This window comes from Actinoplanes sp. NPDC051859 (genome assembly GCF_044452725.1).
Taxonomy (GTDB): Bacteria; Actinomycetota; Actinomycetes; order Mycobacteriales; family Micromonosporaceae; genus Actinoplanes.
In genome coordinates this window covers 285,365-310,010 of sequence record NZ_JBITBX010000004.1, presented here as the reverse complement: position 1 = coordinate 310,010, position 24,646 = coordinate 285,365, and the positions used below count along the sequence as shown (strand labels likewise).

The following is a 24,646-nucleotide window of genomic DNA, read 5'->3' as shown; positions in this document are numbered from 1 at the left end:
CACTTTTGCCGCCCCGGTCGTGGATCCGGCGTCCTGGCGCGGTTGACTGGGCACATGTCGCATCTCTCCGGGCTGCCGGTGCTACCCCGCCGCTTGCGCGCTCCCGATCCGGGCTGGAGCGAGTCCACGGACGTCCTGGTGGTCGGCTCGGGGATCGCGGGGCTGACCGCCGCGCTGCACCTGCGGGAACAGGGCCTGCACGTCACGGTAGTGACCAAGGTCAACATCGACGACGGCTCGACCCGCTGGGCACAGGGTGGGATCGCCGCCGTGCTGGACCCGTTGGACACGCCCGAGGCGCACGCCTTCGACACCGAGATCGCCGGAGTCGGCCTGTGTGACCCTGCGGCGGTGCGCGTACTGGTCGAGGAGGGCCCGACCCGGATCAAAGAGCTGATGCGGATCGGCGCGGAGTTCGACCGCAACGCCGACGGCTCGCTCATGTTGACCCGCGAGGGCGGACACCGGGCCGACCGCATCGTGCACGCGGGCGGCGACGCCACCGGCGCCGAGGTGCAACGAGCTCTGCATGCAGCGGTGCGCCGCGACCCGTGGATCCGCCTGGTGGAGCACGCGCTGGTGCTCGACCTGCTACGCGCCGCGGACGGCCGGGCCTGCGGCATCACCCTGCACGTCCTCGGCGAGGGCAGTGAGGACGGCGTCGGGGCGATCCTGGCCCGCGCGGTAGTGCTCGCCACCGGGGGCATGGGTCAGGTCTTTTCCTCCACTACCAACCCGGCGGTCTCCACCGGCGACGGTGTCGCGCTCGCGCTTCGGGCCGGGGCGACCGTCACCGATGTGGAGTTCGTCCAGTTCCACCCGACGTCCTTCGTCACCGCCAGCGTCACCTCGGTGCAGCGCCCGCTGATCTCCGAGGCGCTGCGCGGTGAGGGCGCCCACCTCGTCGACGAAGACGGCAAGCGGTTCATGCTCGGGCAGCACGAGCTCGCCGAACTGGCCCCCCGCGACATCGTCGCCAAGGGCATTCACCGGGTGCTGCTCGCCACCGGCCAGGACCACGTCTACCTGGACGCGCGTCACCTCGGCGGCGAGTTCCTCGAACGGCGGTTTCCGACCATCGTCGCGTCCACCCGCGCGGCCGGCGTCGACCCAGCCACCGAGTTGATCCCGGTGGCCCCCGCGGCGCACTACGCCTCCGGCGGCGTCCGCACCGACCTGCACGGCCGCACCTCCATCTCCGGCCTGTACGCCTGTGGCGAGGTCGCCTGCACCGGCGTCCACGGCGCCAACCGGCTCGCCAGCAACTCGCTGCTCGAAGGGCTGGTGTTCTCCCGCCGAATCGCCGACGACATCGCCCGAGACCTGCCCGCGCAGGCGGACCCGGTCGCACCCGGCGGCGGCCCGGCCTGGGTAGCCACCCCTGACGTCCGGGCCGAGCTCCAGCGGGCGATGACGCGGGGCGCGGGCGTCCTGCGGTCGGCCGAGTCGCTGGAGGGTACGGCTGCTGAGCTGGCTCGCCTCGGCAAGCAGCAGGGCAAGCCGCGCAATGCCGCCTGGGAGGCGACGAACCTGTTGACCGTAGCCACCACCCTGGTCGCCTCGGCGTACGCCCGCCGCGAGACGCGCGGCTGCCACTGGCGCGAGGACCATCCCACCGCCGCCGACGAGTGGCGTGGGCACCTGCTGGACTCGATCGACCGGCACGGCGTACTGGCGCAGACCTTCGAGGAGATGGCATGACCGACCAGGATGCAGGACTCGACCTGGCCGAGGTGGAACGGGTCGTCTACACGGCGCTGGCGGAGGATCTGGGTGACCCGCCGCGGGACGTGACCAGCGAAGCCACCATCGGCTCGGAGCAGTCGGGCACCGCTGAGCTGGTCGCCCGCGCTGCCGGGGTGGTGGCCGGGCTACCGGTCGCCGCGGAGGTGTTCGCGGTGACCTCGGGCGGCCGGGCGACCTTCGACCAGCGGGTGGCCGAGGGTGCCCGAGTCACCCGGGGCGACGTCCTCGCGGTGGTCACCGGCCCGATCCGGGCCCTGCTCACCGCCGAGCGGACCGCCCTCAACCTGATCTGCCGGATGTCCGGGGTCGCCACCCACACCCGGCGGTGGGCAGACGAGCTGGCCGGGACCAAGGCCACCGTCCTGGACACCCGGAAGACGACCCCGGGCCTGCGCGCCATGGAGAAGTACGCGGTCCGCGTCGGCGGCGGCACCAACAAGCGGATGGGCCTCTACGACGTTGCGATGATCAAGGACAACCACAAGCTCGCGGCGGGCAGCGTCACCGCGGCGTACCGGCTGGTCCGTGAGCGCTTTCCGGACGTCGCAGTGCAGGTCGAGGTGACCACCCTGGCCGAGGCGGAGGAAGCGGTCGAGGCGGGCGCCGATTTCCTGCTCTGCGACAACATGGGACCGGCACTGCTGCGCTCGGTGGTGGAGCAGGTCGGCGACCGCGCTGAGCTGGAAGCCACGGGCAACCTGACCCTGGAGGTGGCGCGCGAGTACGCCGCCACCGGCGTCGACTATCTGTCAGTCGGCGGCCTGACCCACTCGTCGCCGATTCTCGACATCGCGCTGGACCTGCGCGCCTAGGGCACGTCTTACGGATCATGGCGGTTTCCGCCCGGCACGAAGCTTCTCGGCCCGGCAGCGTGGCCGGGGATGCGGCTCGGTCGGGTCCGGTGTGCGGGTGCGGGACGGTGTTGCGGTTGTGGGCGCCGACGCCCGTACCCGGAAACGGTTTAAGGTTTGTCGTCCCGCATCGACTGGTCGTCCCTAAGGTTGATCGTGCTTCTCTGCATCGACATCGGCAACACCAACACGGTCCTCGCCACTTTCGACGGCGACAAGCTCGTGCATAGCTGGCGCATCAAGACCGACGCCAGGTCGACCGCCGACGAACTAGGCCTGATGTTTCGCGGCCTCCTGGCCGGCGACGCGGTCGAAATTACTGGCGTGGCGGCCTGCTCGACCGTGCCCGCGGCACTGCGGTCTCTGCGGACGATGCTGGCGCGCTATTACGGCGATTTGCCAAACGTCATCGTCGAGCCTGGGGTGAAGACCGGCGTGCAGTTGGCGATCGACAACCCCAAGGAGGTGGGCGCGGACCGGGTGGTCAACACCCTGGCCGCGCACGCGCTTTACGGCGGCCCTTCGATCGTCGTGGACTTCGGCACGACCACCAACTTCGACGTCATCAGCGCCAAGGGTGAGTTTCTCGGCGGGGCGTTTGCGCCCGGCATCGAGATTTCCTTCGACGCGCTGGCGGCACGGGCTGCACAGTTGCGCAAGGTGGAGCCCACCAAACCGCGTTCGGTCATCGGTAAGAACACGGTCGAGTGCCTGCAGTCCGGTCTCTACTACGGCGTCGCCGGTCAGGTTGACCGGATCGTCGAGCTGATGACGGCCGAACTCGGTGCCGTCCGCTCGGTCATTGCCACCGGCGGACTGGCGTGGTTGGTGAAGGACGAGTGCCGCACCATCACCGCGCACGAACCGATGATCACGTTGATCGGTCTGCGGATGGTCTATGAGCGTAATGTCGGTTGATCGGCGGGTCCGGACGTGAACGCCGTGATCGTCCGGATCGACCGTCGGTGGCAGGCCCGGCCTACGTATTAATTGTGGTCATCGCCGGATGCATCGGTCGCAGTTTGTGACGCACAGCGACGCGTTGTGCACAGATTTCTATCTTTACCTTGTTCGGAATTTGCGGTAACGCCGCGCCGCACTGGGCCACTCGACCCGTTCTGACCAGCGGTTTCCTTTGGGCGATCGGCATGGCGCATTCCCCGAGCCAGTACGGTTGCGACCCGACCCGCGCGGCGCGATTTCCTTGCCCTACCGCGGAATCAGCGCCGGCGGCCGGCGGCAGAATGGGAATGCTTCGCCTTCGGTACGGGCACGCGCAGAAGTCGATATCGAGCCCCGCATTGACGGATCACATGGGGATAGCGTTATTGTCTTCTCCCAAGGCATTGTCTTGAAGAACCTGTGTTCGTGGAAGGATAACGGCGCGTGGCCAAGCAGATCATTCACAAGCTGGTCGACGATCTCGACGGCGGTGATGCCGACGAGACCGTCAAGTTCGCCCTCGACGGCATTCAGTATGAGATCGACCTGTCCGGTAAGAACGCGGGCAAATTGCGGGACGTCTTCGCGCAGTATGTGGCGGCCGGTTCGAAGGTTGCCCGCGGCGGCGTGGTCGTCGGCGGTCGGGCAGCGCGGGGCCGGGGCGGCGCCACAGCCGACCGGGAGCAGAACAAGGCCATCCGCGAGTGGGCCAAGAAGAGCGGCAAGGACATCTCCGACCGGGGTCGCATCCCCCAGGAGATCGTGGACGAGTTCCACGCCAAGGGTCCCGGTCGCTGAGTTCACACTGCCGCTCCAGTGGGCGGCGCCAAGCTTTCTCCAGGGTTCGTAGCGCTTCGGCGCTGCGGACCCTGCTGCTTTTCACTCCTACCGCGCTCCGCGTGCGTAAGTTATCCACAGGGGCGTCCGGCGTTGTCCACAGGCTGTGGACGAGGCCGTGGCGGCCGATGATCACGCCTTGGATTTCGCTGTGCGCGTACTCCGCAGGGGTGGGGAACAGCCGTTGAGCGTGCGAAGTTGGGGAAATCATCGGCGCAGGACGTCCCGAGAGGGCTCGAGGGCCCAGCAGAGTCACCCGGCGGCGATAGAGTTACAGCACGGGTATCACCGATGCCCGTGCGCTGGCCCCGCCAGCTGTTGAGACAGGCTCAGCATTGGCGCACGGCACGTGAGGAGCACGAGGGCATGTTCGAGCGGTTCACCGACCGAGCGCGACGGGTTGTCGTCCTGGCCCAAGAAGAGGCCCGGATGCTCAACCACAACTACATCGGGACAGAGCACATCCTGCTCGGCCTGATCCACGAGGGCGAAGGCGTTGCCGCGAAGGCTCTGGAAAGCCTCGGCATCTCCCTCGAAGGCGTCCGGCAGCAGGTCGAGGAGATCATCGGCCAGGGCCAGCAGGCGCCGAGCGGGCACATCCCGTTCACGCCGCGGGCCAAGAAGGTGCTGGAGCTCTCGCTGCGCGAGGCCCTGCAGCTCGGCCACAACTACATCGGCACCGAGCACATCCTGCTCGGCCTGATCCGCGAGGGCGAGGGCGTCGCCGCCCAGGTGCTGGTCAAGCTCGGCGCCGACCTCAACCGGGTCCGCCAGCAGGTCATCCAGCTGCTCTCGGGTTACCAGGGCAAGGAGCCGGCCGCAGCCGGCGCCGCCGCGGGCGAGGCCGCCCCGTCGACGAGCCTGGTGCTCGACCAGTTCGGCCGTAACCTGACCCAGGCCGCCCGCGAAGGCAAGCTCGACCCGGTCATCGGCCGGGAGAAGGAAATCGAGCGGGTCATGCAGGTCCTCTCCCGACGGACCAAGAACAACCCGGTCCTCATCGGTGAGCCGGGCGTCGGCAAAACCGCCGTGGTCGAGGGGCTGTCGCAGTCCATCGTCAAGGGTGAGGTGCCCGAGACGCTGAAGGACAAGCAGCTCTACACGCTCGACCTGGGCGCGCTGGTCGCCGGTTCCCGCTACCGCGGTGACTTCGAGGAGCGCCTGAAGAAGGTTCTCAAGGAGATCCGCACCCGGGGCGACATCATCCTGTTCATCGACGAGATCCACACCCTGGTGGGCGCCGGTGCCGCCGAGGGCGCGATCGACGCCGCCTCGATCCTCAAGCCCATGCTCGCGCGTGGCGAGCTGCAGACGATCGGTGCGACCACCCTCGACGAGTACCGCAAGCACCTCGAGAAGGACGCCGCGCTCGAGCGCCGCTTCCAGCCGATCCAGGTGGGCGAGCCGTCGCTGGCGCACACCATCGAGATCCTCAAGGGTCTGCGCGACCGTTACGAGGCGCACCACCGGATCAGCATCACCGACGCGGCCCTGGTCGCGGCGGCGACGCTCGCCGACCGCTACATCTCCGACCGGTTCCTGCCGGACAAGGCGATCGACCTCATCGACGAGGCCGGTGCGCGGATGCGCATCCGCCGGATGACCGCACCGCCGGACCTCCGCGACTTCGACGAGCGCATCGCCCAGGTCCGCCGCGACAAGGAGTCCGCGATCGACGCGCAGGACTTCGAGCGGGCCGCCCAGCTGCGCGACAAGGAGAAGCAGTTGCTGGGCCAGAAGGCGCAGCGGGAGAAGGAGTGGAAGGCCGGCGACCTCGACGTCGTGTCCGAGGTCGACGACGAGCAGATCGCCGAGGTGCTGGGCAACTGGACCGGCATCCCGGTCTACAAGCTCACCGAGGAGGAGACCTCCCGGCTGCTGCGCATGGAGGACGAGCTCCACAAGCGCGTCATCGGCCAGGAGGACGCGGTCAAGGCGGTCTCGAAGGCGATCCGGCGTACCCGGGCCGGCCTGAAGGACCCGAAGCGGCCCTCCGGCTCGTTCATCTTCGCCGGCCCCTCGGGTGTCGGTAAGACCGAGCTGTCCAAGGCCCTCGCCGAGTTCCTGTTCGGCTCCGAGGACGCGCTGATCCAGCTCGACATGTCCGAGTTCCACGACCGCTACACGGTGTCCCGGCTCGTCGGTGCGCCCCCCGGATACGTCGGCTACGACGAGGGCGGCCAGCTGACCGAGAAGGTCCGCCGTAAGCCGTTCTCCGTGGTCCTCTTCGACGAGATCGAGAAGGCCCACCCGGACGTCTTCAACACGCTCCTGCAGATCCTGGAGGACGGCCGCCTCACCGATGGTCAGGGCCGCATCGTGGACTTCAAGAACACGGTGATCATCCTGACCACCAACCTGGGCACCCGTGACGTCGCCAAGGCGGTGTCGTTGGGCTTCCAGGCCTCCGAGGCCGAGGAGTCCAACTACGAGCGGATGAAGGTCAAGGTCGGCGACGAGCTGAAGAACCACTTCCGCCCGGAGTTCCTCAACCGCATCGACGACACGATCGTCTTCCACCAGCTCCGCCAGAACGAGATCCTCGAGATCGTCGACATCTTCACGTCGCGGATCGAGACCCAGCTCAAGAACAAGGACATGGGCCTCGAGCTGACCGAGAACGCGAAGAAGTACCTCGCGAAGAAGGGCTTCGACCCGGTGCTGGGCGCCCGGCCGCTGCGCCGGACGATCCAGCGGGACCTCGAGGACACCCTCAGCGAGCAGATCCTCTTCAACGAGCTGCGCCCCGGCCAGATCGTCGTGGTGGACTGCGAGGGCGACCCGGAAAACACCGACAAGGCCAAGCTGGTCTTCAAGGGTGCCGACCGCGGCGCCACGGTCCCCGACGCCGTGCCGGCCGACCTGGGCGCGGCCACGTCCGAGGAGTAACACCGCACGTTCAACCGGCCCGGCGCTTTCGCGTCGGGCCGGTTCTTATTGCGGTGCGGATCCAGGCGGGCACGACGATCATCGGCGGATGGACGTTCCCCGTCGGCAGATCCGGGCTCGATACGACGAGCACACGGTCACCGTTTACCAGGCCTATTCCGACCCGATCGCCGACGCCGCACTGCGGGCCGGGCGGTTCGTGCCGCCGTTCAAGCGCGAGCGGATGACCTGGATCAAGCCGTCGTTCCTGTGGATGATGTACCGCTGCGGCTGGGCCACCAAGCCCGGCCATGAACGCGTCCTTGCCATCCAGATCACCCGAGAAGGCTTCGACTGGGCGGTTGCCCACGCCTGCCTCAGCCACCACGACCGTTCCGGTGCGGAGCCTCGCGCCGACTGGGCGCGGCGACTGCGGGCCAGCCCGGTACGGGTGCAGTGGGACCCCGAGCGTGACCTCCAGCTGAACGCCCTGCCGTACCGGTCCCTGCAACTCGGTATCAGCGGCGACGCGGTCCGGCGCTACGTCGACGACTGGACGGTTTCCATCACTGAGGTGACGCCACTGGTCAAGAGGATCGCCGCCGATCGGGACCCGGCGCTGCTCCCGGAGGAACGGCCCTATCCGAGCGCCGGATAACGAGGCGGATGGTCGCCGGCCAGGACGAACTGGTCCGCGTCGGAATCCAGCGGCTCCACCAGGCCATCAGTGACCAAGCCCGCCAGGGCGCGGGCGCGCTGCACGTCGTCAGCCCAGACAACGTCGAGGCGTTGCCGCGGGACCGGGCCGGTGGCATGCCGCAGCACCTCGAGGAGAAGACCGCGGACCTGGCGGTCGGTGCCGGCGTACTTCTGGGGACGGCGGGTCGGGCCGGTCGGCGCCGGAGCGCCGCTGAGTCGCCAGGCGCAGACCGCCTCGAAGGGGCATGCGGTGCAGCGCGGCGACCGGGCAATGCAGACGATCGCGCCCAACTCCATGAAGGCGATGCTGGCCCGGGCGGCTCGGGCCGGCTCCTCGGGCAACAGCTCGGCCGTGGCAGCCAGGTCGGCGGTCGTGGTCGTCGGCCCCGCGTCGGGATCACCAGCCACCGCCCGGGACACCACCCGGCGCACGTTGGTGTCCACTACCGGGTGACGCTGCCCGTACGCGAAAGTCGCCACCGCCCGCGCGGTGTACGTCCCCACGCCCGGCAACGCCAGCAACTGGTCGAGATCGTCCGGCACCCGTCCGCCGTGCCGTTCCACGAGGGCGACTGCGCACGCGTGCAGCCGCATCGCCCGGCGCGGGTAGCCCAGCCGGCCCCACATCCGGATCGCCTCGGACGGGGGATCCTGGGCCAGGTCGGCGGGCGTCGGCCAGCGGTTCAGCCAGGCACGCCACGCAGGTTCCACCCGGACGACCGGGGTCTGCTGCAGCATCACCTCGCTGACCAGCACCGCCCAGGCACTGGTGCCGGGAACCCGCCACGGCAGGTCGCGAGCGTTGCGGTCGTACCACTGGATGGCCAAGTCTGCGAGCGTCATAACCGGGCAAGCTTAAAATGCCCGGATGAACGAGCTCGCCATCACCGTCATAGGACCGGACCGGACCGGCATCATCGCCGACGTCTCGGAAGCGCTCGCCGGGGTCGGGGCCAACCTGTCCGACTCCACGATGACCAGGCTGCGCGGGCACTTCGCCATGACGCTGATCTGCACCGGGCCGACCGCCGGGGACGTGGAGAAAGCGCTGGAGCCGCTCAGTGGGCTGCTGGCGACCGTACGGGCCGTCGAGCCCGAGACCGAGGCGGGCGCTGCGGGAGAGCCGTACCTCGTGAGTGTGCACGGCGCAGACCGGCTGGGCATCGTCGCCGCGGTGACCCGGGTGGTGGCAGCGGCCGGCGGCAACATCACCGACCTGACCACCCGGCTGAGTGGCCCGCTGTATGTGCTGGTCGCCGAGGTGGACCTGCCCGCCGGCGTGGGTGAGGATCTGGCCGTCCGGCTAGCCACCGCGGCGGACGAGCTGGGCGTGGACGTGACCCTGCGCCGCGCCGAAACGGATGTGCTGTGAGCGACGCACTGGCCGACTGGAAGCCCGACGTGCTCGGCGTGGAAGGCCGAGTCCTGCCGGTGGTCTCCGCTCCGGCTGAGGTGTTGAGCCGCCCCGGAACCGAGGTCGATCCCACCGCCGCGGAAGTCGTCCAGTTGGCGGCGGACCTGGTTGCCACAATGCGGGTGTCGCCCGGCTGCGTCGGGCTGGCCGCCCCGCAGGTCGGAGTGGGCGCCCAGGTGTTCGTTGTCGACGTCACCCAGCACCCCAAGACCGCGTCGTCGCACGGCACTTTCGTGCTGTGCAACGCCACGGTGGTGGAGGCCAGCCGCTGGCGGCCGGGCCGCGAAGGCTGCATGTCCGTGCCGGACCTGACCGGAGATGTGAAACGCGCCGGCCGCGTCGTGGTCGAGGGAGTTCTTCCGGGTACGGGCGAAGCAATCCGCATCACCACCGACGCTTTCGAGGCGCGCGCCCTGCAACACGAGATCGACCACTGCGCGGGAAAGCTGTTCCTCGATCGGGTGGCCGGCGCGCACGCCATCTATCAGCGCAAGGTGTATCTCTAACGATCAGTAAACGAGTCGGTGTCGCATAACCCGGCGCGTCGCGACCGGGTCGGCGGGGTGCCGGCGTTACGGTGCTTCCATCATGCGTACGACGGTTGGTCCCCTTCCCGCCGCCGTGTACTGGCGGCGTCGAGCTGTAGTGGTCAGTGCACTGCTGCTCGGCGTCATCGTGCTGTTCTTCTCCTGCTCCGGCGGGGAAGATCCTGGTGGCAACAAGGCCGCCACGAAGTCATCGCAAGGTCCAGCCCAGGTGCCCACCTCCGGTTCACCCGCGCCGGACCCGTCCTTCGAGGATGCACCGCCGGGAGCGGGCACCCCGTCCCGGCCGAGCCCGGAAGAAATCCAGTCCGGTGCTGCGGTGCCCCCGGCAGTCGCCGGCGGCGGCGAGGGCACGGACACCAACGTGACCGTCCCGACCGACGGCTCCTGCACCGACCAGGAAATCTCGGTGACCCCGATCCTGGCGGGTACGAGTGCCCGCCGCGGTGTCCCCTTCGAGATTCGCCTGAAGATCAAGAACGTGTCCACGCGGACCTGCTCCCGCGATGTCGGCGCGGACCTTCAGGAGCTCTACATCGAGTCCGGCGTGGCGAAGGTGTGGTCGTCGGACACCTGCAGCAACGCCAAAGGCTCGGACGTCCGGGACTTCCCGCCGAACGGCGAGCGTGAGTACAACGTGACCTGGAACGGCCGGCAGTCGAACAAGTGCGCGGCCGGTCTCGCTGCGGGCACGGCGCCGCCGGCCGGTCAGTACCAGGTGCGGGGCCGGCTCGGCGCTAAGGTGAGCGACCCGGCCACCGTCACGCTCGTCGACTGACCTCGCTGCCCTGTCTCTTGTTCGTCCCCGGCTGTCACCCCGGCAGCGAACAATGAGATTCGCAAGGAGCTACGTGCGCGGCTCAGGCACTCCTAGCGAGCCGTTCAGACGTACCGTTCGAGGATCGATGCTTCGGCCAGCCGAGACAGGCCTTCGCGGACGCCGCGCGCCCGGGCGTCGCCGACGCCCTCGACGGCTTGGAGGTCTTCGACCGTGGCGCCCAGCAGCCGCTGCAGGCTGCCGAAGTGGTCGACGAGGCGTTCCACGATCTGTCCGGGCAGTCGGGGCACCTTGGCCAGCAGCCGGAAGCCGCGCGGGCTGACCGCGGCGTCCAACGCGTCGGAGGCGCCCGGGTAGCCGATGGCCTTGGCGACCGCCACCAGGTCGATCATTTCGGTGGCGGTGAGCAGGTCGAGCTCGACCAGCGCTTCGTCCAGGGTGCGTGCCTTGCGGCCGCTCGGCAGGTAGTCGCGGATGACCAGGGTGCGGTCGGAGTCCACGCCGGCCATCAGCTCGTCCAGCTGCAGGGCGAGGAGGCGGCCGTCGGTGCCGAGTTCCACGACGTAGCCGGAGATCTCGTCGGCGATGCGGCGGACCATTTCGAGGCGTTGGACGACAGCCACCGCATCACGGACGGTGACGAGGTCTTCGATCTCCAGCGCCGACAGCGTGCCGGAGACCTCGTCGAGGCGCAGCTTGTAGCGCTCGAGGGTGGCGAGTGCCTGGTTGGCGCGGGAGAGGATGGCGGCCGAATCGTCGAGGACGTGCCGCTGGCCGTTCACGTAGAGGCCGATGATCCGCATGGACTGGCTCACCGAGATCACCGGGAAGCCGGACTGCTTGGCGACCCGCTCCGCGGTGCGGTGCCGGGTGCCGGATTCCTCGGACAGGATGCCGGGGTCGGGCATGAGGTGGACGGCCGCGCGCACGATCCGGGTGCCGTCGCTGGACATGACCACCGCGCCGTCCATCTTGCACAGCTCGCGCAGCCGGGTGGCCGAGAATTCGACGTCGAGGGGGAAGCCGCCGGTGCAGATGCGCTCCACGACCTCGTCGTGGCCCAGCACGATGAGGGCGCCGGTGCGGCCGCGCAGAATGCGTTCGAGGCCGTCGCGCAGCGCGGTGCCCGGCGCCATCAGGGCGAGGTTGGCGCGGAGTGGGTCGGCGCTGAGACCGCCGCCGGTCAGGCCGGGCGTGGTCGGGCTCATCGGACTGGCTGCCGATCCGTTGACACCTGGGGCAGCCCCGTTCGTATGACGGTTGGTGGAGGCATCGCGGTCGAGCGGCACCTGTACATTCTACGGACTGTCATCCAGGTCGCCGACCCGCGGTTCGGTCGATGCGGTATAGCGTGATCGTCGCTCACGCTCAGTGATGCTAGTGCTGCGCTCGTCGGTGCTGGTGCCGCGCTCGTCATTCTGCGGACGCCCGGGCTGCCCACTGCACCGCGGACTGGAGGTCGCCGACCTCGACGACCCGCATCCCCTTCGGCGGACTGTCGCCTTCGCCCGGGCCGCAGCCGGGCGGCACCAGCGCGAACCGGAAGCCCAGCCGGGCCGCTTCGGCGAGCCGCCGGCCCACCGCGCCGACCCGCCGGACCTCGCCGGTCAGGCCGACCTCACCGATGGCGACCAGGTGCGGCGCCATCGCCAGATTGAGCGCACCGGACGCCACCGCCAACGCCATCGCCAGGTCGGCGGAGGGCTCGGTGATCCGGATGCCGCCGACCGTCGCGGCGAAAACCTCGCGGTCGTGCAGCTTGATCTTCTCCATCCGGCGCTGCAGCACCGCCAGCACCATCGCGAGCCGGGCGCTGTCCAGCCCGGAGACCGTCCGCCGCGGTGACCCTTGCACCTGCGCCCCGATCAGCGCCTGCACCTCCGTGACCATCGCCCGGCGGCCCTCCATCGCGACCGTGACGCAGGTGCCCGGCACGGGCTCGTTGTAGCGGGTCAGGAACAGCCCCGAGGGGTCGGCGAGGCTCACGATGCCGCTCTCGTGCATCTCGAAGCACCCCACCTCGTCGGCCGCGCCGAACCGGTTCTTCACGCCGCGGACGAGCCGCAGTGACGAGTGTTTGTCGCCCTCGAAATGCAGGACGACGTCGACGAGGTGCTCCAGCACGCGCGGCCCGGCGACGGAGCCGTCCTTGGTGACGTGGCCGACCAGGACGGTGGCGACACCGCGTTCCTTCGCCACGCTGACCAGCGCGGCGGTGACCGCTCGCACCTGGGTGACCCCGCCGGGCACGCCCTCGGTGCCGGGCGCGGAGATGGTCTGCACCGAGTCGATGATGAGCAGGCCGGGCTTGACCGCGTCGAGGTGCCCGATCACCGCGCCGAGATCGCTTTCCGAGGCGAGGTAGAGCCGGTCGTGCAGGGCACCCAGCCGCTCGGCACGCAACCGCACCTGGCTGACCGACTCCTCGCCGCTGACCACCAGCGACGGTGTGCCGGCGTTGACCGCCCACTGCTGGGCGACGTCGAGCAGGAGCGTGGACTTCCCCACCCCGGGCTCGCCGGCGAGCAGCACCACCGCACCCGGAACCAGGCCGCCACCGAGCACCCGGTCCAGCTCGGAAACACCGCTGGGCACAGCCTTGGCCGGGGCGGCGCTGATCGTCGCGATCGGACGGGCCGGCTCGGCGGGCAGCCGGGAGCTGACCACCCGACCGGACACCACCGGGCCGGTCGTGGACTCGATAATCGAGCCCCACTCGCTGCACTCCGGGCAGCGGCCCAGCCATTTCGGCGGCTGATGCCCGCACGCGTCGCACTGATAGGCGGGCCGCGGCTCCGAGCGGGTGCGGGAAGTCGTCACACGCGCCACGCTAGCCCGGCCCTACGACAATTACCCGACCCGATGGGCTTCTCAGCCGTGTGAGTTTTCCTGCCCGCCACCGGTGGCTTCCTCGCCGTGCCCGTCCGTCGCCGCCGGGCCACGAGACGCCGGCACCAGCGGGGTGCTGACCGGAGCCTGCACGATCAGCGGCTTCGAGCCGTCGCTGAACTCGAACACCAGGGTGAGCGCGTTGCCCGGCATGAGCTTGCCGGTGAGGCCGAGCGCCACCAGCTGCTCCGAGTCGCCCGGCAGGAAGGTCGCCGAGCCCAGCGGGCCGATCTCGATCACCGCGGGCCGGGCGGGCGTGGCCGGCTTCGTCGGCGTGCCGGACGGGGCCTGAACCGGGACGGACCTGTTCGGGTCCGCGGACGGGACCTGCTCGGTGTTGATCGGCCGGGCTGGCGGACGGCTGCCCGACGGCTCCGGCAGCGCGCTGGGCGCCCCGGACGGCCGGGCGGCGCTGCCACCGACGAGGCCCACCTGACGGGCCGCGGCAAGACCCTTACGGTTCGCCTGGTCCGCGGCCGGCTGGCTGCTCACCTGCACGGTGATGGTCTGCTTGGTCTGGTTGAAGATGCCCAGCTCCAGCGGCGCGTCGGCACCAGCCGCGTAGCCCGCGGTCCCCGGGTACTGCACGGAGAGGTTGCGGATGACGATGCTCCGGTTGGAGTTGTCCACGTTCACGCCCGGGTTGGAGGCCCGCTTGAGGGCGGTCTCAGCGACCTGACCGGCGCTGCAGCCGGCGAGCGCGACCGCGGCCACCGTGGCGGCCCCCGCGGCCAGGAAGGCGCGGCGGGTTCCCAGCGAGCGCATCACAGTCCTCCAAGAAAATCGAGAATCCTCCGCCGATCAGCCTAGAGGGCGGAGATCGGGCGCGTACGCCGACCCGGCCATCTCAGGTGTTGACCCCACCGCTGAAGACCAGCAATGCCACGTCGAGCAGGGCAACAACGATCACCGAACGAAACATGGACACCTGACGGGTGCCGCGGCGCAACGCCTGCTTGCCGGCGTACCAACCGATCGGCAGGACCACGACGGCGGCTGCGGCGGCCGCGATGCCGACCCACGACGGCGGTCCGGGGGGTCCGAAGACCAGCGTGAGCGTCGCAGCGAGCAGCAACCCGCCGGCCGCGAGCTGCGATCGGGCCGGGCCGAGCCGATGGGGCAGCCCGCGGACTCCGGTGGCAGCGTCATCGGCCAGGTCCGGCAGGACGTTGGCGAAGTGCGCACCCCCGCCGAGCAGCGCGCCGGCCGCGACCAGCCACACCGGCGGCCAGGGATGACCCGGCAGGGCCAGCACCACGAAGGCGGGCATCAGCCCGAACGCCACCAGGTAGGGCACGACTGACAGCGGCGTCGACTTGAGCGGCCAGTCATAGAGCAGCGCGAAGATGCCGACCAGGGTGAGGCAGATCGTCGCGGCCGGCCCGAACGGCAAGCCCAGCAACGGAATGGTCAAGGACGCGATCAACCCCGCGATGCCCACGGTACGGCGGGAGACCGCCCCCGACGCGATCGGCTTGTCCCGGCGCCCCGTGGACACATCCCGGTCGGCGTCCAGCCAGTCGTTCACCCAGCCCACCGAGAGCTGGGTGGCGCCGATCGCGGCAGCGACCCCGACCACCGCCCAGCCACGATGTCCCGCCCCGATGGCGAGCAGGGTCATGGCGAGCGTGACGGCGCCGCCCGGTTCGGCGTGGGACGCCCGGACGAGGGCGATGAGATCGGGCATGCGAGCAAGTGTGGTGGTTGTGTCCCGTCCGTGCCACGCTCGTCCCCATGCCCGTACGTAACGATCCTCGCCAATATGACGACCTTGCCGGCGAGTGGTGGCGCCCGGGCGGCAGTTTCGAGCTGTTGCACTGGCTGGCGGCGGCGCGCGGTGCTCTGGTGCCCGCAGCCGTCCGCCCCGGTGCGGTGCTGGTGGACGCGGGCTGCGGCGGCGGCTTGCTCGCGCCGCATGTGGAGCACCTCGGCTATCGGCACGTGGGCGTGGATCTGCGGCGGTCGGGGCTGGAGCAGGCGGCTGCACGCGGGGTTTCACCAATCGCCGGTGACGTGGCTGCCCTGCCGTTGGCCGATGAGTCCGCGGACGTGGTCGTGGCGGGGGAGATCTTGGAGCACGTGCCCGACCTGTCGGCCACAGTGGCCGAACTGTGCCGTGTGCTGCGGCCGGGCGGCCTGCTCGTCCTGGACACCCTCAACGCGACCCGGCAAGCGCGATTCATCGCCGTCACGGTCGGCGAATGGTTGGGCGTCGCTCCGGTGGGCATTCACGACCCTGAATTGTTCGTCGACCCGGGAGATCTCACGATGCACTGCGCCAAGCACGGCGTACGGCTGCGGGTCCGTGGCGTGCGCCCGAGCGCACCCGGCCTGCTGAGCTGGCTCTTCCTGCCGGCCGGGGCGCAGTCGCGGCGAGTGGGTCGGATGGTGCCGACCCGGTCCACCCAGGTGCTCTACCAGGGCATCGGCCGTAAACAGGGTGCTTCGACCGGGCAGGTGCCTGCGTGACGGCCGACGAGGCCCGGCGGCTGGCGCCGAGGTTCGCGGCCCGCGCCGCCCAGTACGACCGCACCGGGTCGTTTCCCGTCGACGACTTCGCTGACCTGCGCCGGTCCGGCCTGTTCGGACTGCTGGTCCCGACTCGGCTCGGCGGCCGGGGCGCAGGCTTCGCTGACTACGCCGCGGTCGCCTACGAGCTCGCCCGCGGCAACGGTGCGACTGCTCTGGTGTTCAACATGCACGCCTCGGTCACCGGCGCACTCAGCGGTGTCACCGACGAGCTCGCCGACGCGCTCGGCCTCCCACCCGACGCCCTCGAAGCCCGCGACAACTACCTGCGCGCCGCCGCCGAAGGCCACTGGTACGCGGTAGCCATGAGCGAGCGTGGCACCGGCTCCCGCCTCTCCGAGATGGCCGCCCGCTACTGGCGGACCGACGGCGGCTTCCACCTCAAAGGCAGCAAGACGTTCTGCTCGGGGGCGGGGCATGCGGACGCCTACCTGATCGCGGCCCGCAGCGCCACCGACCCGGCGCAGGTCTCCCAGTTCCTGGTGCCCGCCGGCGCCGGCCTGACCGTCGAACCCACCTGGGATGCCCTGGGCATGCGCGCGACCGGCTCACACGACGTCCACGTGGACGTGGCCGTCGCCGAGTCGGCGCTGCTGGGCGGCGTGGAAGGGCTGGCGCTCGTGGTCGCCCAGCTGGCGCCGCACTGGATGGTCGCCAGCTATGCGGCCGTCTATGTGGGTGTGGCCCGTGCGGCCGTGGACGCCGCCGTCGCACACGTCGACGAGCGCAAGCTGGGCCACCTGCCCGCCGTGCGCGCCCGCATCGGCCGGGCCGACGCCGCCGTAGCAGCGGCCCACCTCGTCGTCATGGAAGCCGCCCGCCGAGTCGACGAGGCGCCCGGCGACGCCGACACCAACCGCTGGGTGTGGCGGGCCAAGCTGGTCGCCGGCACGACCGCGGCCGACGTCGCCGCCTCGATGTTGGAAGCGGCAGGGACCTCCGCCATGCGCCGCGGCCATCCGCTCGAACGCCTCTACCGCGACGCCCGCGCCGGCTCGCTCCAGCCCGCCACCTCGGACGTCTGTGCCGACTGGCTTGGCGTCGAAGCCCTCGGCGGCGACCCGGACTCCCAAGGCACCGCCCCACGCTGGTGAAAGAGGCAGACATGAACGGACGTGGTCGTGCGGTCCTCGCCGGCATGGGAGTGGCGCTGCCGCCCTCGACGGTCCAGGAGGATCTGTGGGCCGGCTTCTTCGCCCGGCACTACGCGGCGGGTGGCCGGCGGGGCCTGGCGCAGCGAATCTTCGCGAACTCCGGCGTCCGTACCCGGCAGGCCGCGGTCAGCCCGCTGCTCGAGGACGTCTCGGACTGGTCCACCGAGCGCCGCATGCGCCGCTACCAGGTGGAAGCGGTCCCGTTGGGTAAGGAAGCGGTCGGCCGTGCGCTCACCGACGCGGGCATAGCTGCCGACGAAGTCGGCCTCTTCGCGGTGTGTTCCTGCACGGGCTACGCCACGCCGGGCCTCGACATTCTGCTGGCTCGCGACATGGGCATGTCCCCAGACCTGCAACGCCTCTTCGTGGGTCACATGGGCTGCTATGCGGCGCTGCCCGGCCTTGGCGCGGCGGCGGACTTCGTGGCGGCCCGCGGCAAGCCTGCACTCCTGCTCTGCACCGAGCTGACCAGCCTGCACCTGCAGCCCCCGGACAGCCGCGCCGACATCCAGCAGATCGTCTCCCACGCGCTCTTCTCGGACGCCTCGGCCGCCGTCGTGCTCACCCCGGGCGCCGCTGACGGGTACGCGATCAAGGACGTCACCGCCCGCACGGACACCACCACGGCCGGGCACATGACCTGGGACGTCACCGACCTCGGCTTTCGTATGGGCCTGTCGGCGGAGGTGCCAGCGGTGCTGTCGTTGCACGTTCGGCGGCTGGTGGAGGACCTGCTGACCCGCAACGGGCTGACGGTCGACGCGGTGGACGGCTGGGCAGTGCACCCCGGCGGCCCCCGGATCCTCGACGTGGTCCAGGAGCAGGTGGGCCTCACCGCCGATGACCTGGCGGCGTCGCGGGGGGTGCTCTCGACCTATGGCAACTGCTCGTCCCCGACGGTGCTGTTGGTCCTGGACGAGCTCCGACGCCGGCCGGTTCCGCCGAGACATGTGGTCATGCTGGCCTTCGGTCCCGGCCTCACGCTCTACGGAGTCCTGCTGGACCGGCTCTAGCCCTCAGTTTGTGGTGAGGCGGGCCAGGTCGGGCTGGAAGACGGCGATGGTGGCGGCCCGGGGGACCGTGCGGACGATCTTGCCGGTGCGGTCGACCAGGAGCACGGCGGCTGTGCCGTCCGGGCGGTTGAGGTGGGCGGCCGAGCGGAGTTCGCCGGTGGGATCGCGGAGTTGGCGCTCAGTGCCGGTGGCTGCCGCGGGGGCCGTCTTGGTGGCCGGGGCAAGCGCGGTCGGTGCGGGCGCGGGGCCGACCACGGTCACGACGGCGACACCCGGCTGGACGGCTGCCGTGATGTCGGCGACGAGCTGAGCGCAGTCGCAACCCTCGGTGAGCAGGATGACGGCCGGCAGCTGCCCTCGTAGCGGCACGGGGCTGCCGTCCGTACCGATGAGCTCGAGGGCCGGCAGTGACTCGGGGCCCTCGTCGGTGGTCTGGGCGGTGCGCTGAGTTGCCGGGGAGCGGGCCGGGCCGGGCCAGGCGGAGGCGAAGAGGCTGGCGATGGTCACGAGGATCGCCATCGAGATGATGAGCACCGGTGCGCGCATGCCGGCCGGCCCCAGGCGGCGCAGCGTGCGGATGCCGGGGCGGTCGGTGAAGCGTTCCCAGCGGGTGGGTCGCTGGGTCCGGCGCAGCTCGGCTCGGACGGCACTGACCTCGTCGGAAAGCTCGGAGATGTCGTCGGGGACGACGATGACGCCCCACTCCTCGGGGAGGTCGGGCAGGCCGTCGGGGGAGCCGCCGTCGCCCGGCCAGCCGCCACCGTTGTCGCTCCTACTGCCCATGGCTCAGCCTCCCCTCTGCCGCAGAGTCTCACGTGCTGCGGGGACCGTGCACCCAGCCTCCCCTACCCGAGGCCTGTACCGCCAGTGGTGGGAGGTTCCGGTCCCTAGCGATAAGCTTGACCTCACAAAGACACCAGGTCCGGAATATCCGACTCGCTGGGTCTAGTGGTCACGATGTCATCACACTCCGTGACTGAGGCAGTTCTCGGGCCGCATGTCAAGCGGTAGAAAGACGGCTCACAGGCCCCCTGAGCTGCACTAACAGTCACCGTCTGGGTGGGACATCGCTGCCTGAGCGTGTTACCCTAGACACAGCGAAAGGGGTTTCGAACCTATGGTTTTCAGTGTCGGCGAGACCGTTGTTTACCCCCACCACGGGGCCGCACTCATCGAGGCAATCGAGACTAGAACGATCAAGGGCGTGGAAAAGCAGTACCTCGTCCTGCGGGTCGCCCAGGGCGACCTGACGGTCCGCGTGCCCGCTGAGAATGCCGAGATCGTCGGCGTGCGCGAAGTGGTTGGCGAAGAAGGCCTGGGCAAGGTCTTCGACGTCCTCCGCGCTCCGCACACCGAGGAGCCGACCAACTGGTCGCGGCGTTACAAGGCCAATCTCGAGAAGCTCGCCTCCGGCAACCCGCTCAAGGTTGCCGAGGTTGTTCGTGACCTCTGGCGTCGCGAGCGCGAGCGTGGTCTCTCGGCCGGGGAGAAGCGCATGCTCGCCAAGGCCCGCGACATCCTCGTCGGCGAGGTGGCCCTCGCCGAGAAGAGCACCAAGGACGAGGCGGAAGTTCTCCTCGACAAGGTCCTGACCGAGGCCTGATCATCGCCAAGGTCTGATCATCACCTCTCAGCACCAACCGACTGAGGACCGCGACGTGACTGCGCAGCTCAATGCTCGCGGTGACGTCGCGGTCCTCGTTCCGGCTGCCGGCTCCGGCCTCCGGCTCGGCCCCGGCGCCCCCAAGGCGCTGCGCCCGCTCGCCGATGAGCCGCTCCTCGTCCACGCGGTGCGCCGCGTCGCGGCCGCCCCTTCCGTACGCATGATCGTGGTGGCCGCGCCAGCCACCGAGGTCGCCGCCGTCCGCGCACTGCTCGACCCGGTCGCCCCCGTCGTGGTGGTCCCGGGCGGAGCCGAACGCCAGGACTCCGTCGCGGCCATGCTCGCCGCGGTGCCCGCCGACATCGACATCGTCCTCGTGCACGACGCCGCCCGCGCCCTCACCCCACCCGACCTGGTGGAGTCCGTGGCTGCCGCGGTGCGCTCCGGCCACCCAGCGGTGATTCCGGTGCTTCCTGTCGTCGACACCATCAAGGAAGTCGGCCCCGGCGACACCGTCCTCGGCACCGTCGACCGCTCGGTCCTCCGCAGTGTGCAAACCCCCCAGGGCTTCCGCCACGACACCCTCGCCGAAGCCCACCGCGCACTGCAGGACGTGGGTGGGACAGGTCACACGGACGACGCCGGCCTGGTGGAGAAGGCGGGGACACCGGTCGTGTGCGTGCCGGGGTCCGAACTCGCCATGAAGATCACCCGGCCGTTGGACCTGGTGATCGCCGAGGCGCTGCTCCGCGTAGCCTGACCACGTGGACCTGCGCATCGGCATCGGCACGGACGTGCACGCCTTCGACCCCAGCCGCGTGTGCTGGGTCGCGGGCCTCATGTGGCCCGGAGAAGCCGGCCTGGCCGGGCATTCCGACGCGGACGTCGCCGCGCACGCCGCCTGCGACGCCCTGTTCAGCGCGGCGGGCCTCGGCGACCTCGGCAGCAACTTCGGCACGTCCGAACCGCGTTGGGCGGGGGCGCCCGGCGTCGACCTGCTGCGCGAGACCGCGCACCGCGTCCGCGAACACGGCTATGAGATCGGCAACGTGTCGATCCAGGTGATCGGGACCAAACCCAAGATCGGCAAACGACGCGCGGAAGCCCAGCAGGTCCTGACCGAGGCGATCGGCGCCCCGGTCACGGTCTCCGGCACCACCACGGACGGCCTCGGCCTCACCGGCCGCGGCGAAGGACTAGCGGCCATCGCCACCGCTCTCCTCCACGCGGCGCCCCGAGCCACCCCCTGACCGACTGCGCTCATTCACACCTGCGGGACTTACCGCCTCAGGTGGGCTGCTGAGGGCATGATCGGGACATGACGACCTCCCTGCCCGACAGCGTGCGGAAGCTGGTCGACGGCCGTACCTTCGCCGTCGTCACCACGATCAACTCGGACGGCAGCCCGCAGTCCACCGTCATCTGGGTCAAGCGCGACGGAGACGACCTGCTCTTTTCCACCGTACGAGGGCGGAAGAAGACACGGAACATGGAGCGGGACCCGCGGGTGTCCGTGTGCGCGTACGACCCGGCCCAGCCGTACTCGTACTTCACCGTCGAAGGGTCGGTCACGCTCGACAACACCGGCGGAGCAGAGTTGATCAATGAGTTGAGCCGGAAATATGCGGACCGGCCGTACACCTTTGATCCGCCGGAGGCGGTGCGGGTGGTGTGCCGGCTTACCCCGAACAAGGTGATCTCGCAGTAGACGACCTACGCTCGGTGGGTGTCGAGCGAGCCCACCCCGCAGTCCGAGCCCGAGACGACGCCCGAGGAGTACCGGAGCAGAGCTCTCCTCCTCGCCGATCTAGGCCGGTACGACGAGGCCGCCGGGGAGATCTCGGCCGGCCTCTCCGTGGCGCCGGGAGACGTCGGACTGCTGGTCACCCTGGCCCGACTGCACGTGGCAGCCGGGCAGGCCGTCGCCGCGCTGGACGCCGCCAACCGAGCGGCGCAGACCTCGCCCGCCCCGATCGACGTGCTCGTCGTACGCGCGATGGCACTGACCGACGACCGCCGCTTCTCCGAGGCGGCCCAGGTGGCGACCGAGATCCTGACCCGCTGGCCGGAGGACCCCTTCGCGCAACGTACGGGTGCCGCGCTGCTCAGCGAGTCCCGCAACGGCCAGGACGCTCTCAACGCCGCCTGGAACGGGGTGCGGCTGTCGCCCCGGGACGCAGAGGCGCACCTGGTCCTCGCCATGGTCTCCGCCCGCCTGCGCCTGTTCGACCTGGCTCAGCGTGGCTACAGCGAAGCCCTGGACCTCGACGAGCGCATCGGCGACGCCCAGCGCGAGGTCGGCGTCGTCCGCCTGGAACGCCGGCGCTGGGCGTTGGCGCTGGAGCAACTGGCCGACGAAGCGACCCTGCAAGCAGTCGACCCGGCAACCCGGACCGACGCCGACCCCGCGGCCGGGGAAGCTGGCGGCCCGACGGCTGGCCCATTCCGCGACGGCAGTAAGCCCGACGACGGCCGGCGTGGCTCGGCAGCTGACGGCGGTCAGCCCCACCGCGGCGGGCGCGGCGCAGGAACCGATGGAGGCAGCCCCGGCGGTGACGGCAGTGGCGCCGGGACTGCCGGGGATGGCTCCGGTGGTGACGGCAGTGGCGCCGGGACTGCTGGGGATGGCTCCGGTGGTGACGGCAGTGGCGCCGGGACTGCTGGGGATGGCTCCGGTGGTGACGGGCGTGCTGCGGGCGCCGGGGAGCTTGGGTCGGGAGATCGGCGCCGCGGGGGTCGGGGGTCCGATGAGGCTTCCGAGCCGACCGGCCGGGACGCGGAGGCTGCAGGCTGGGGCGCAGCCTCGGCGGGGCAGGACGGCGGGGCGGAGACGAGCGGATCTGCCGCGAGTGAGACGGAACAGCGAAAGCAGCGGCGGCGCAGCGATCGGTCGTGGGGGCAGGGGCAGGAGGCCCACGTGCCGCACCCCGAAGTAGTGCTCCCGACCGGTCCCGTGCTCGACCGGTCCCAGGCGTGGGCGGAAGCGGTCCGGCAGGCTGTGCTGATCGGCAGCAACGGTGTGCTGATTGCAGCCGTGCTCAGCGCCGTGATGACCCTGACCAGCACCGGCGTTGCCCGGACGTGGGCGGGCATGATGGGCGTGGTGATCCTGATCGGGGTGACCGTGTGGCTGGGCCGGGAGGTCCGCCCGGATTCGATCGGTACGGTCCTCGAACGAACCAGCCGGCGGCTTTCCCGCGCGGCCTACGCCACGTTGACTGCGCCGCTCCTGCTGGTGCTCCACGCGGCGATCGGTGGCTTGGTGCCGCTAGTCGCGGCAATGGTGGTCGCCGCGCTCGCCGAGCTGTTCGTGCTGACCCGGCGGTCCTGACCCGAGCCCGGCAGCCTGCGACTGAGCTGGCGGTATGCGATGTGGTGCCGGCCAGCTGTGTGGGCGGTCAGGACTGATTGTCGCGGATGGCGGCGATCAGGTCTTCGCGGACTGCGGTGAGGCCGGCGTCGAGGGCGCCGAGCAGGACCGCGTCGTCCGTGACCGAGGTGCGGGAGATGGTGCTCTCCAGCGGTGCGGCCCTTTCGAGCGCGGCCTGGACCGCGGCGAGGAGCGGGTCTCCGCCGGCCTGGGCGATGGGCCCGGCGAGCACGACGAGCGAGGGATCGAGCACGGCGATCACCGCAGCGAGCCCGACAGCGATCCGATCCGCGAACTCACCGACAAACTCGCTGGCCCGAGGACCCGCGGCAACCCCCACCGCCGCGTCAGACGTGGGCTGGTGCGGTGCCGCCGCGTCAGACGTGGGCTGGTGCGGTGCCGCTGGGTCGGGCGTGGCTGGGCGCAGGGCTGGCGGTTCGGGTGTTGGGGTGGTGGCGGCGGTGATGATGTCGGCCGGGGTGGTGCCGGGGATGTTGTGGTCCCGGCCGAGGGCCATGATGGCCGCCCCGCCGATGAGGTCCTGAAGGTCGATCTTGCGGTGGGTGGAGCCGGGGGCGTACAGGGGCATGTAGCCGATCTCGCCGGCGCCGCCGCGGGCGCCGCGCATCAGGGTGCCGGCGATGTCGATGGCGAGGCCGAGGCCGTCTTGGCCGAGCCAGAGCAGGGCGAAGCTGTCGGCGTCTCGGCCGGCGCCGCGGCGGCGTTCGGCGACGGCGGCGAGGTTGACGTCGTTGTCCACGCCCACCTGGGTGCCCAGGGCGGCGGCGGTTTCCGGGATGAGTCCGGGCCGGCCGAGGCCGGGAATTTCGACGTGCCGGATGGTCTCGGCGCGGGTGTCGTACGAGCCGGCGATGGCTAGCTGGACGTGGTGGATGCTGTCGGCGTCGACGCCGGCTTTGGCGCGCAGGGTGGTGACGGCTTCGCTGATGGCGGTGCAGGGATCCGTACGCAGGAAGTCGACGTGATGTTCGATCCGGGCGCGGACGGTGCCGGTGAGGTCGCAGAGCGCGGCGACGATGGCGGGGGCGCGGCTGGTGCCGATGTCGCGGACGGATACTGCGGCGGCGTACGCGGCGGTGGGGTCGACGGCATAGATTTCCGCGTTGGGGCCGGGCCGTCCTTTGTGGTAGCCGACGACCGACACGAGCCCGGCGTCGGTGAGCCGGCGCAGCACTTCGGAGATGGTGGGGGTGGAGAGGTCGGTGAGTTTGCGCAGGTCGGAACGGGTGAGCCGGCCTTGCTCGAAGAGGTGGGCCAGTGCGGCGCTGGCGTTCATGGCGCGCAGCAGCTTGGACGAGCCGGCTAGGCGTGTCACCAACAGCCCCCAGGTATTTGGAAAGGTCCTTAACGATTACCGGGTGGGCTTGCCGGAAGTCAAGTTGAGCTC

General features: G+C 70.4%; 24 protein-coding genes. 17 read left to right on the top strand and 7 right to left on the bottom strand.

Annotation, left to right across the window (positions count from 1 at the left end; translation table 11 throughout):
* The first annotated feature begins 54 nt into the window (after positions 1 to 54).
* The 6 genes from ACIA1L_RS12410 to ACIA1L_RS12385 all read left to right on the top strand — a co-directional run bounded on the left by ACIA1L_RS12410 (position 55) and on the right by ACIA1L_RS12385 (position 7,902).
* Positions 55 to 1,701 (top strand): L-aspartate oxidase, encoded by a 1,647-nt coding sequence (locus ACIA1L_RS12410; RefSeq protein WP_396072745.1) that lies wholly within the window; start codon positions 55 to 57, stop codon positions 1,699 to 1,701.
* On the top strand, positions 1,698 to 2,558 hold the full coding sequence (gene nadC / locus ACIA1L_RS12405) for a carboxylating nicotinate-nucleotide diphosphorylase (protein WP_396072744.1): 861 nt from the start codon (positions 1,698 to 1,700) through the stop codon (positions 2,556 to 2,558). The genes ACIA1L_RS12410 and nadC overlap by 4 nt, the downstream gene beginning before the upstream one ends.
* Positions 2,559 to 2,753: 195 nt before the next feature.
* On the top strand, positions 2,754 to 3,515 hold the full coding sequence (locus tag ACIA1L_RS12400) for a type III pantothenate kinase (RefSeq protein WP_396073049.1): 762 nt from the start codon (positions 2,754 to 2,756) through the stop codon (positions 3,513 to 3,515).
* A gap of 468 nt (positions 3,516 to 3,983) precedes the next feature.
* The gene (locus ACIA1L_RS12395) at positions 3,984 to 4,337 is read left to right on the top strand and encodes an Lsr2 family protein (RefSeq protein WP_396072743.1); all 354 of its coding nucleotides are present in this window, start codon (positions 3,984 to 3,986) and stop codon (positions 4,335 to 4,337) included.
* A gap of 405 nt (positions 4,338 to 4,742) precedes the next feature.
* Positions 4,743 to 7,265, top strand: a complete 2,523-nt coding sequence (locus ACIA1L_RS12390; protein WP_396072742.1) for an ATP-dependent Clp protease ATP-binding subunit — start codon at positions 4,743 to 4,745, stop codon at positions 7,263 to 7,265.
* 88 nt (positions 7,266 to 7,353) lie between these two features.
* Entirely contained in the window at positions 7,354 to 7,902 is a 549-nt protein-coding gene (locus ACIA1L_RS12385) for a DUF4291 domain-containing protein (protein ID WP_396072741.1), read from the top strand.
* Here the strand turns inward: ACIA1L_RS12385 and ACIA1L_RS12380 are convergent.
* Positions 7,884 to 8,786 carry an A/G-specific adenine glycosylase gene (locus ACIA1L_RS12380; protein ID WP_396072740.1) on the bottom strand — a complete coding sequence of 301 codons (903 nt, stop codon included), beginning with the start codon at positions 8,784 to 8,786 and terminating at the stop codon, positions 7,884 to 7,886. The genes ACIA1L_RS12385 and ACIA1L_RS12380 overlap by 19 nt on opposite strands.
* A 25-nt stretch (positions 8,787 to 8,811) precedes the next feature.
* Between ACIA1L_RS12380 and ACIA1L_RS12375 the strand changes: the two genes are divergently transcribed.
* The 3 genes from ACIA1L_RS12375 (at position 8,812) to ACIA1L_RS12365 (ending at position 10,680) form a co-directional block, all read left to right on the top strand.
* Positions 8,812 to 9,315: a glycine cleavage system protein R gene (locus ACIA1L_RS12375; RefSeq protein ID WP_396072739.1), complete on the top strand. Its 504-nt coding sequence runs from the start codon at positions 8,812 to 8,814 to the stop codon at positions 9,313 to 9,315.
* Positions 9,312 to 9,863, top strand: a complete 552-nt coding sequence (locus tag ACIA1L_RS12370; RefSeq protein WP_396072738.1) for a peptide deformylase — start codon at positions 9,312 to 9,314, stop codon at positions 9,861 to 9,863. The genes ACIA1L_RS12375 and ACIA1L_RS12370 overlap by 4 nt, the downstream gene beginning before the upstream one ends.
* Positions 9,864 to 9,945: 82 nt before the next feature.
* The gene (locus ACIA1L_RS12365) at positions 9,946 to 10,680 is read left to right on the top strand and encodes an adhesin (RefSeq protein WP_396072737.1); all 735 of its coding nucleotides are present in this window, start codon (positions 9,946 to 9,948) and stop codon (positions 10,678 to 10,680) included.
* A gap of 104 nt (positions 10,681 to 10,784) precedes the next feature.
* Here ACIA1L_RS12365 and disA read toward each other — a convergent pair whose 3' ends face one another.
* The 4 genes from disA to ACIA1L_RS12345 all read right to left on the bottom strand — a co-directional run bounded on the left by disA (position 10,785) and on the right by ACIA1L_RS12345 (position 15,256).
* On the bottom strand, positions 10,785 to 11,888 hold the full coding sequence (gene disA / locus ACIA1L_RS12360; RefSeq protein WP_396072736.1) for a DNA integrity scanning diadenylate cyclase DisA: 1,104 nt from the start codon (positions 11,886 to 11,888) through the stop codon (positions 10,785 to 10,787).
* Positions 11,889 to 12,093: 205 nt separating this feature from the next.
* Positions 12,094 to 13,500, bottom strand: coding sequence for a DNA repair protein RadA (radA, locus tag ACIA1L_RS12355; protein ID WP_396072735.1), 1,407 nt, complete (start codon positions 13,498 to 13,500; stop codon positions 12,094 to 12,096).
* Between the two features lie 51 nt (positions 13,501 to 13,551).
* Positions 13,552 to 14,334 (bottom strand): hypothetical protein, encoded by a 783-nt coding sequence (locus ACIA1L_RS12350; protein WP_396072734.1) that lies wholly within the window; start codon positions 14,332 to 14,334, stop codon positions 13,552 to 13,554.
* A gap of 82 nt (positions 14,335 to 14,416) precedes the next feature.
* A complete protein-coding gene (locus ACIA1L_RS12345) occupies positions 14,417 to 15,256 on the bottom strand; it encodes a UbiA family prenyltransferase (protein WP_396072733.1) in 840 nt (279 codons plus the stop codon).
* A gap of 47 nt (positions 15,257 to 15,303) precedes the next feature.
* Between ACIA1L_RS12345 and ACIA1L_RS12340 the strand changes: the two genes are divergently transcribed.
* From ACIA1L_RS12340 to ACIA1L_RS12330, 3 genes are read left to right on the top strand one after another with little or no spacing between them, the layout of a single operon-like run.
* Positions 15,304 to 16,038, top strand: coding sequence for a methyltransferase domain-containing protein (locus ACIA1L_RS12340; RefSeq protein WP_396072732.1), 735 nt, complete (start codon positions 15,304 to 15,306; stop codon positions 16,036 to 16,038).
* A complete protein-coding gene (locus ACIA1L_RS12335; RefSeq protein ID WP_396072731.1) occupies positions 16,035 to 17,192 on the top strand; it encodes an acyl-CoA dehydrogenase family protein in 1,158 nt (385 codons plus the stop codon). Before ACIA1L_RS12340 ends, ACIA1L_RS12335 begins: the two co-directional genes overlap by 4 nt.
* Before the next feature lie 11 nt (positions 17,193 to 17,203).
* Entirely contained in the window at positions 17,204 to 18,265 is a 1,062-nt protein-coding gene (locus ACIA1L_RS12330; protein WP_396072730.1) for a type III polyketide synthase, read from the top strand.
* A gap of 3 nt (positions 18,266 to 18,268) precedes the next feature.
* Here ACIA1L_RS12330 and ACIA1L_RS12325 read toward each other — a convergent pair whose 3' ends face one another.
* A complete protein-coding gene (locus ACIA1L_RS12325; RefSeq protein WP_396072729.1) occupies positions 18,269 to 19,048 on the bottom strand; it encodes a hypothetical protein in 780 nt (259 codons plus the stop codon).
* A 334-nt stretch (positions 19,049 to 19,382) separates the two neighbouring features.
* Here ACIA1L_RS12325 and ACIA1L_RS12320 point away from each other — a divergent pair, with 334 nt between their 5' ends.
* The 5 genes from ACIA1L_RS12320 to ACIA1L_RS12300 all read left to right on the top strand — a co-directional run bounded on the left by ACIA1L_RS12320 (position 19,383) and on the right by ACIA1L_RS12300 (position 23,199).
* Complete coding sequence (locus tag ACIA1L_RS12320; RefSeq protein WP_041832964.1) at positions 19,383 to 19,868, top strand: CarD family transcriptional regulator; 486 nt, start codon at positions 19,383 to 19,385, stop codon at positions 19,866 to 19,868.
* Positions 19,869 to 19,923: 55 nt separating this feature from the next.
* Positions 19,924 to 20,628: a 2-C-methyl-D-erythritol 4-phosphate cytidylyltransferase gene (ispD, locus tag ACIA1L_RS12315; RefSeq protein WP_396072728.1), complete on the top strand. Its 705-nt coding sequence runs from the start codon at positions 19,924 to 19,926 to the stop codon at positions 20,626 to 20,628.
* A gap of 4 nt (positions 20,629 to 20,632) precedes the next feature.
* Positions 20,633 to 21,118, top strand: a complete 486-nt coding sequence (ispF, locus tag ACIA1L_RS12310) for a 2-C-methyl-D-erythritol 2,4-cyclodiphosphate synthase (protein WP_396072727.1) — start codon at positions 20,633 to 20,635, stop codon at positions 21,116 to 21,118.
* Positions 21,119 to 21,186: 68 nt separating this feature from the next.
* The gene (locus tag ACIA1L_RS12305; protein ID WP_396072726.1) at positions 21,187 to 21,576 is read left to right on the top strand and encodes a PPOX class F420-dependent oxidoreductase; all 390 of its coding nucleotides are present in this window, start codon (positions 21,187 to 21,189) and stop codon (positions 21,574 to 21,576) included.
* 18 nt (positions 21,577 to 21,594) lie between these two features.
* Positions 21,595 to 23,199: a tetratricopeptide repeat protein gene (locus tag ACIA1L_RS12300; RefSeq protein WP_396072725.1), complete on the top strand. Its 1,605-nt coding sequence runs from the start codon at positions 21,595 to 21,597 to the stop codon at positions 23,197 to 23,199.
* A gap of 67 nt (positions 23,200 to 23,266) precedes the next feature.
* Here the strand turns inward: ACIA1L_RS12300 and ACIA1L_RS12295 are convergent, their stop codons facing one another.
* Entirely contained in the window at positions 23,267 to 24,574 is a 1,308-nt protein-coding gene (locus tag ACIA1L_RS12295) for an ROK family protein (RefSeq protein ID WP_396072724.1), read from the bottom strand.
* Positions 24,575 to 24,646 lie beyond the last annotated feature (72 nt).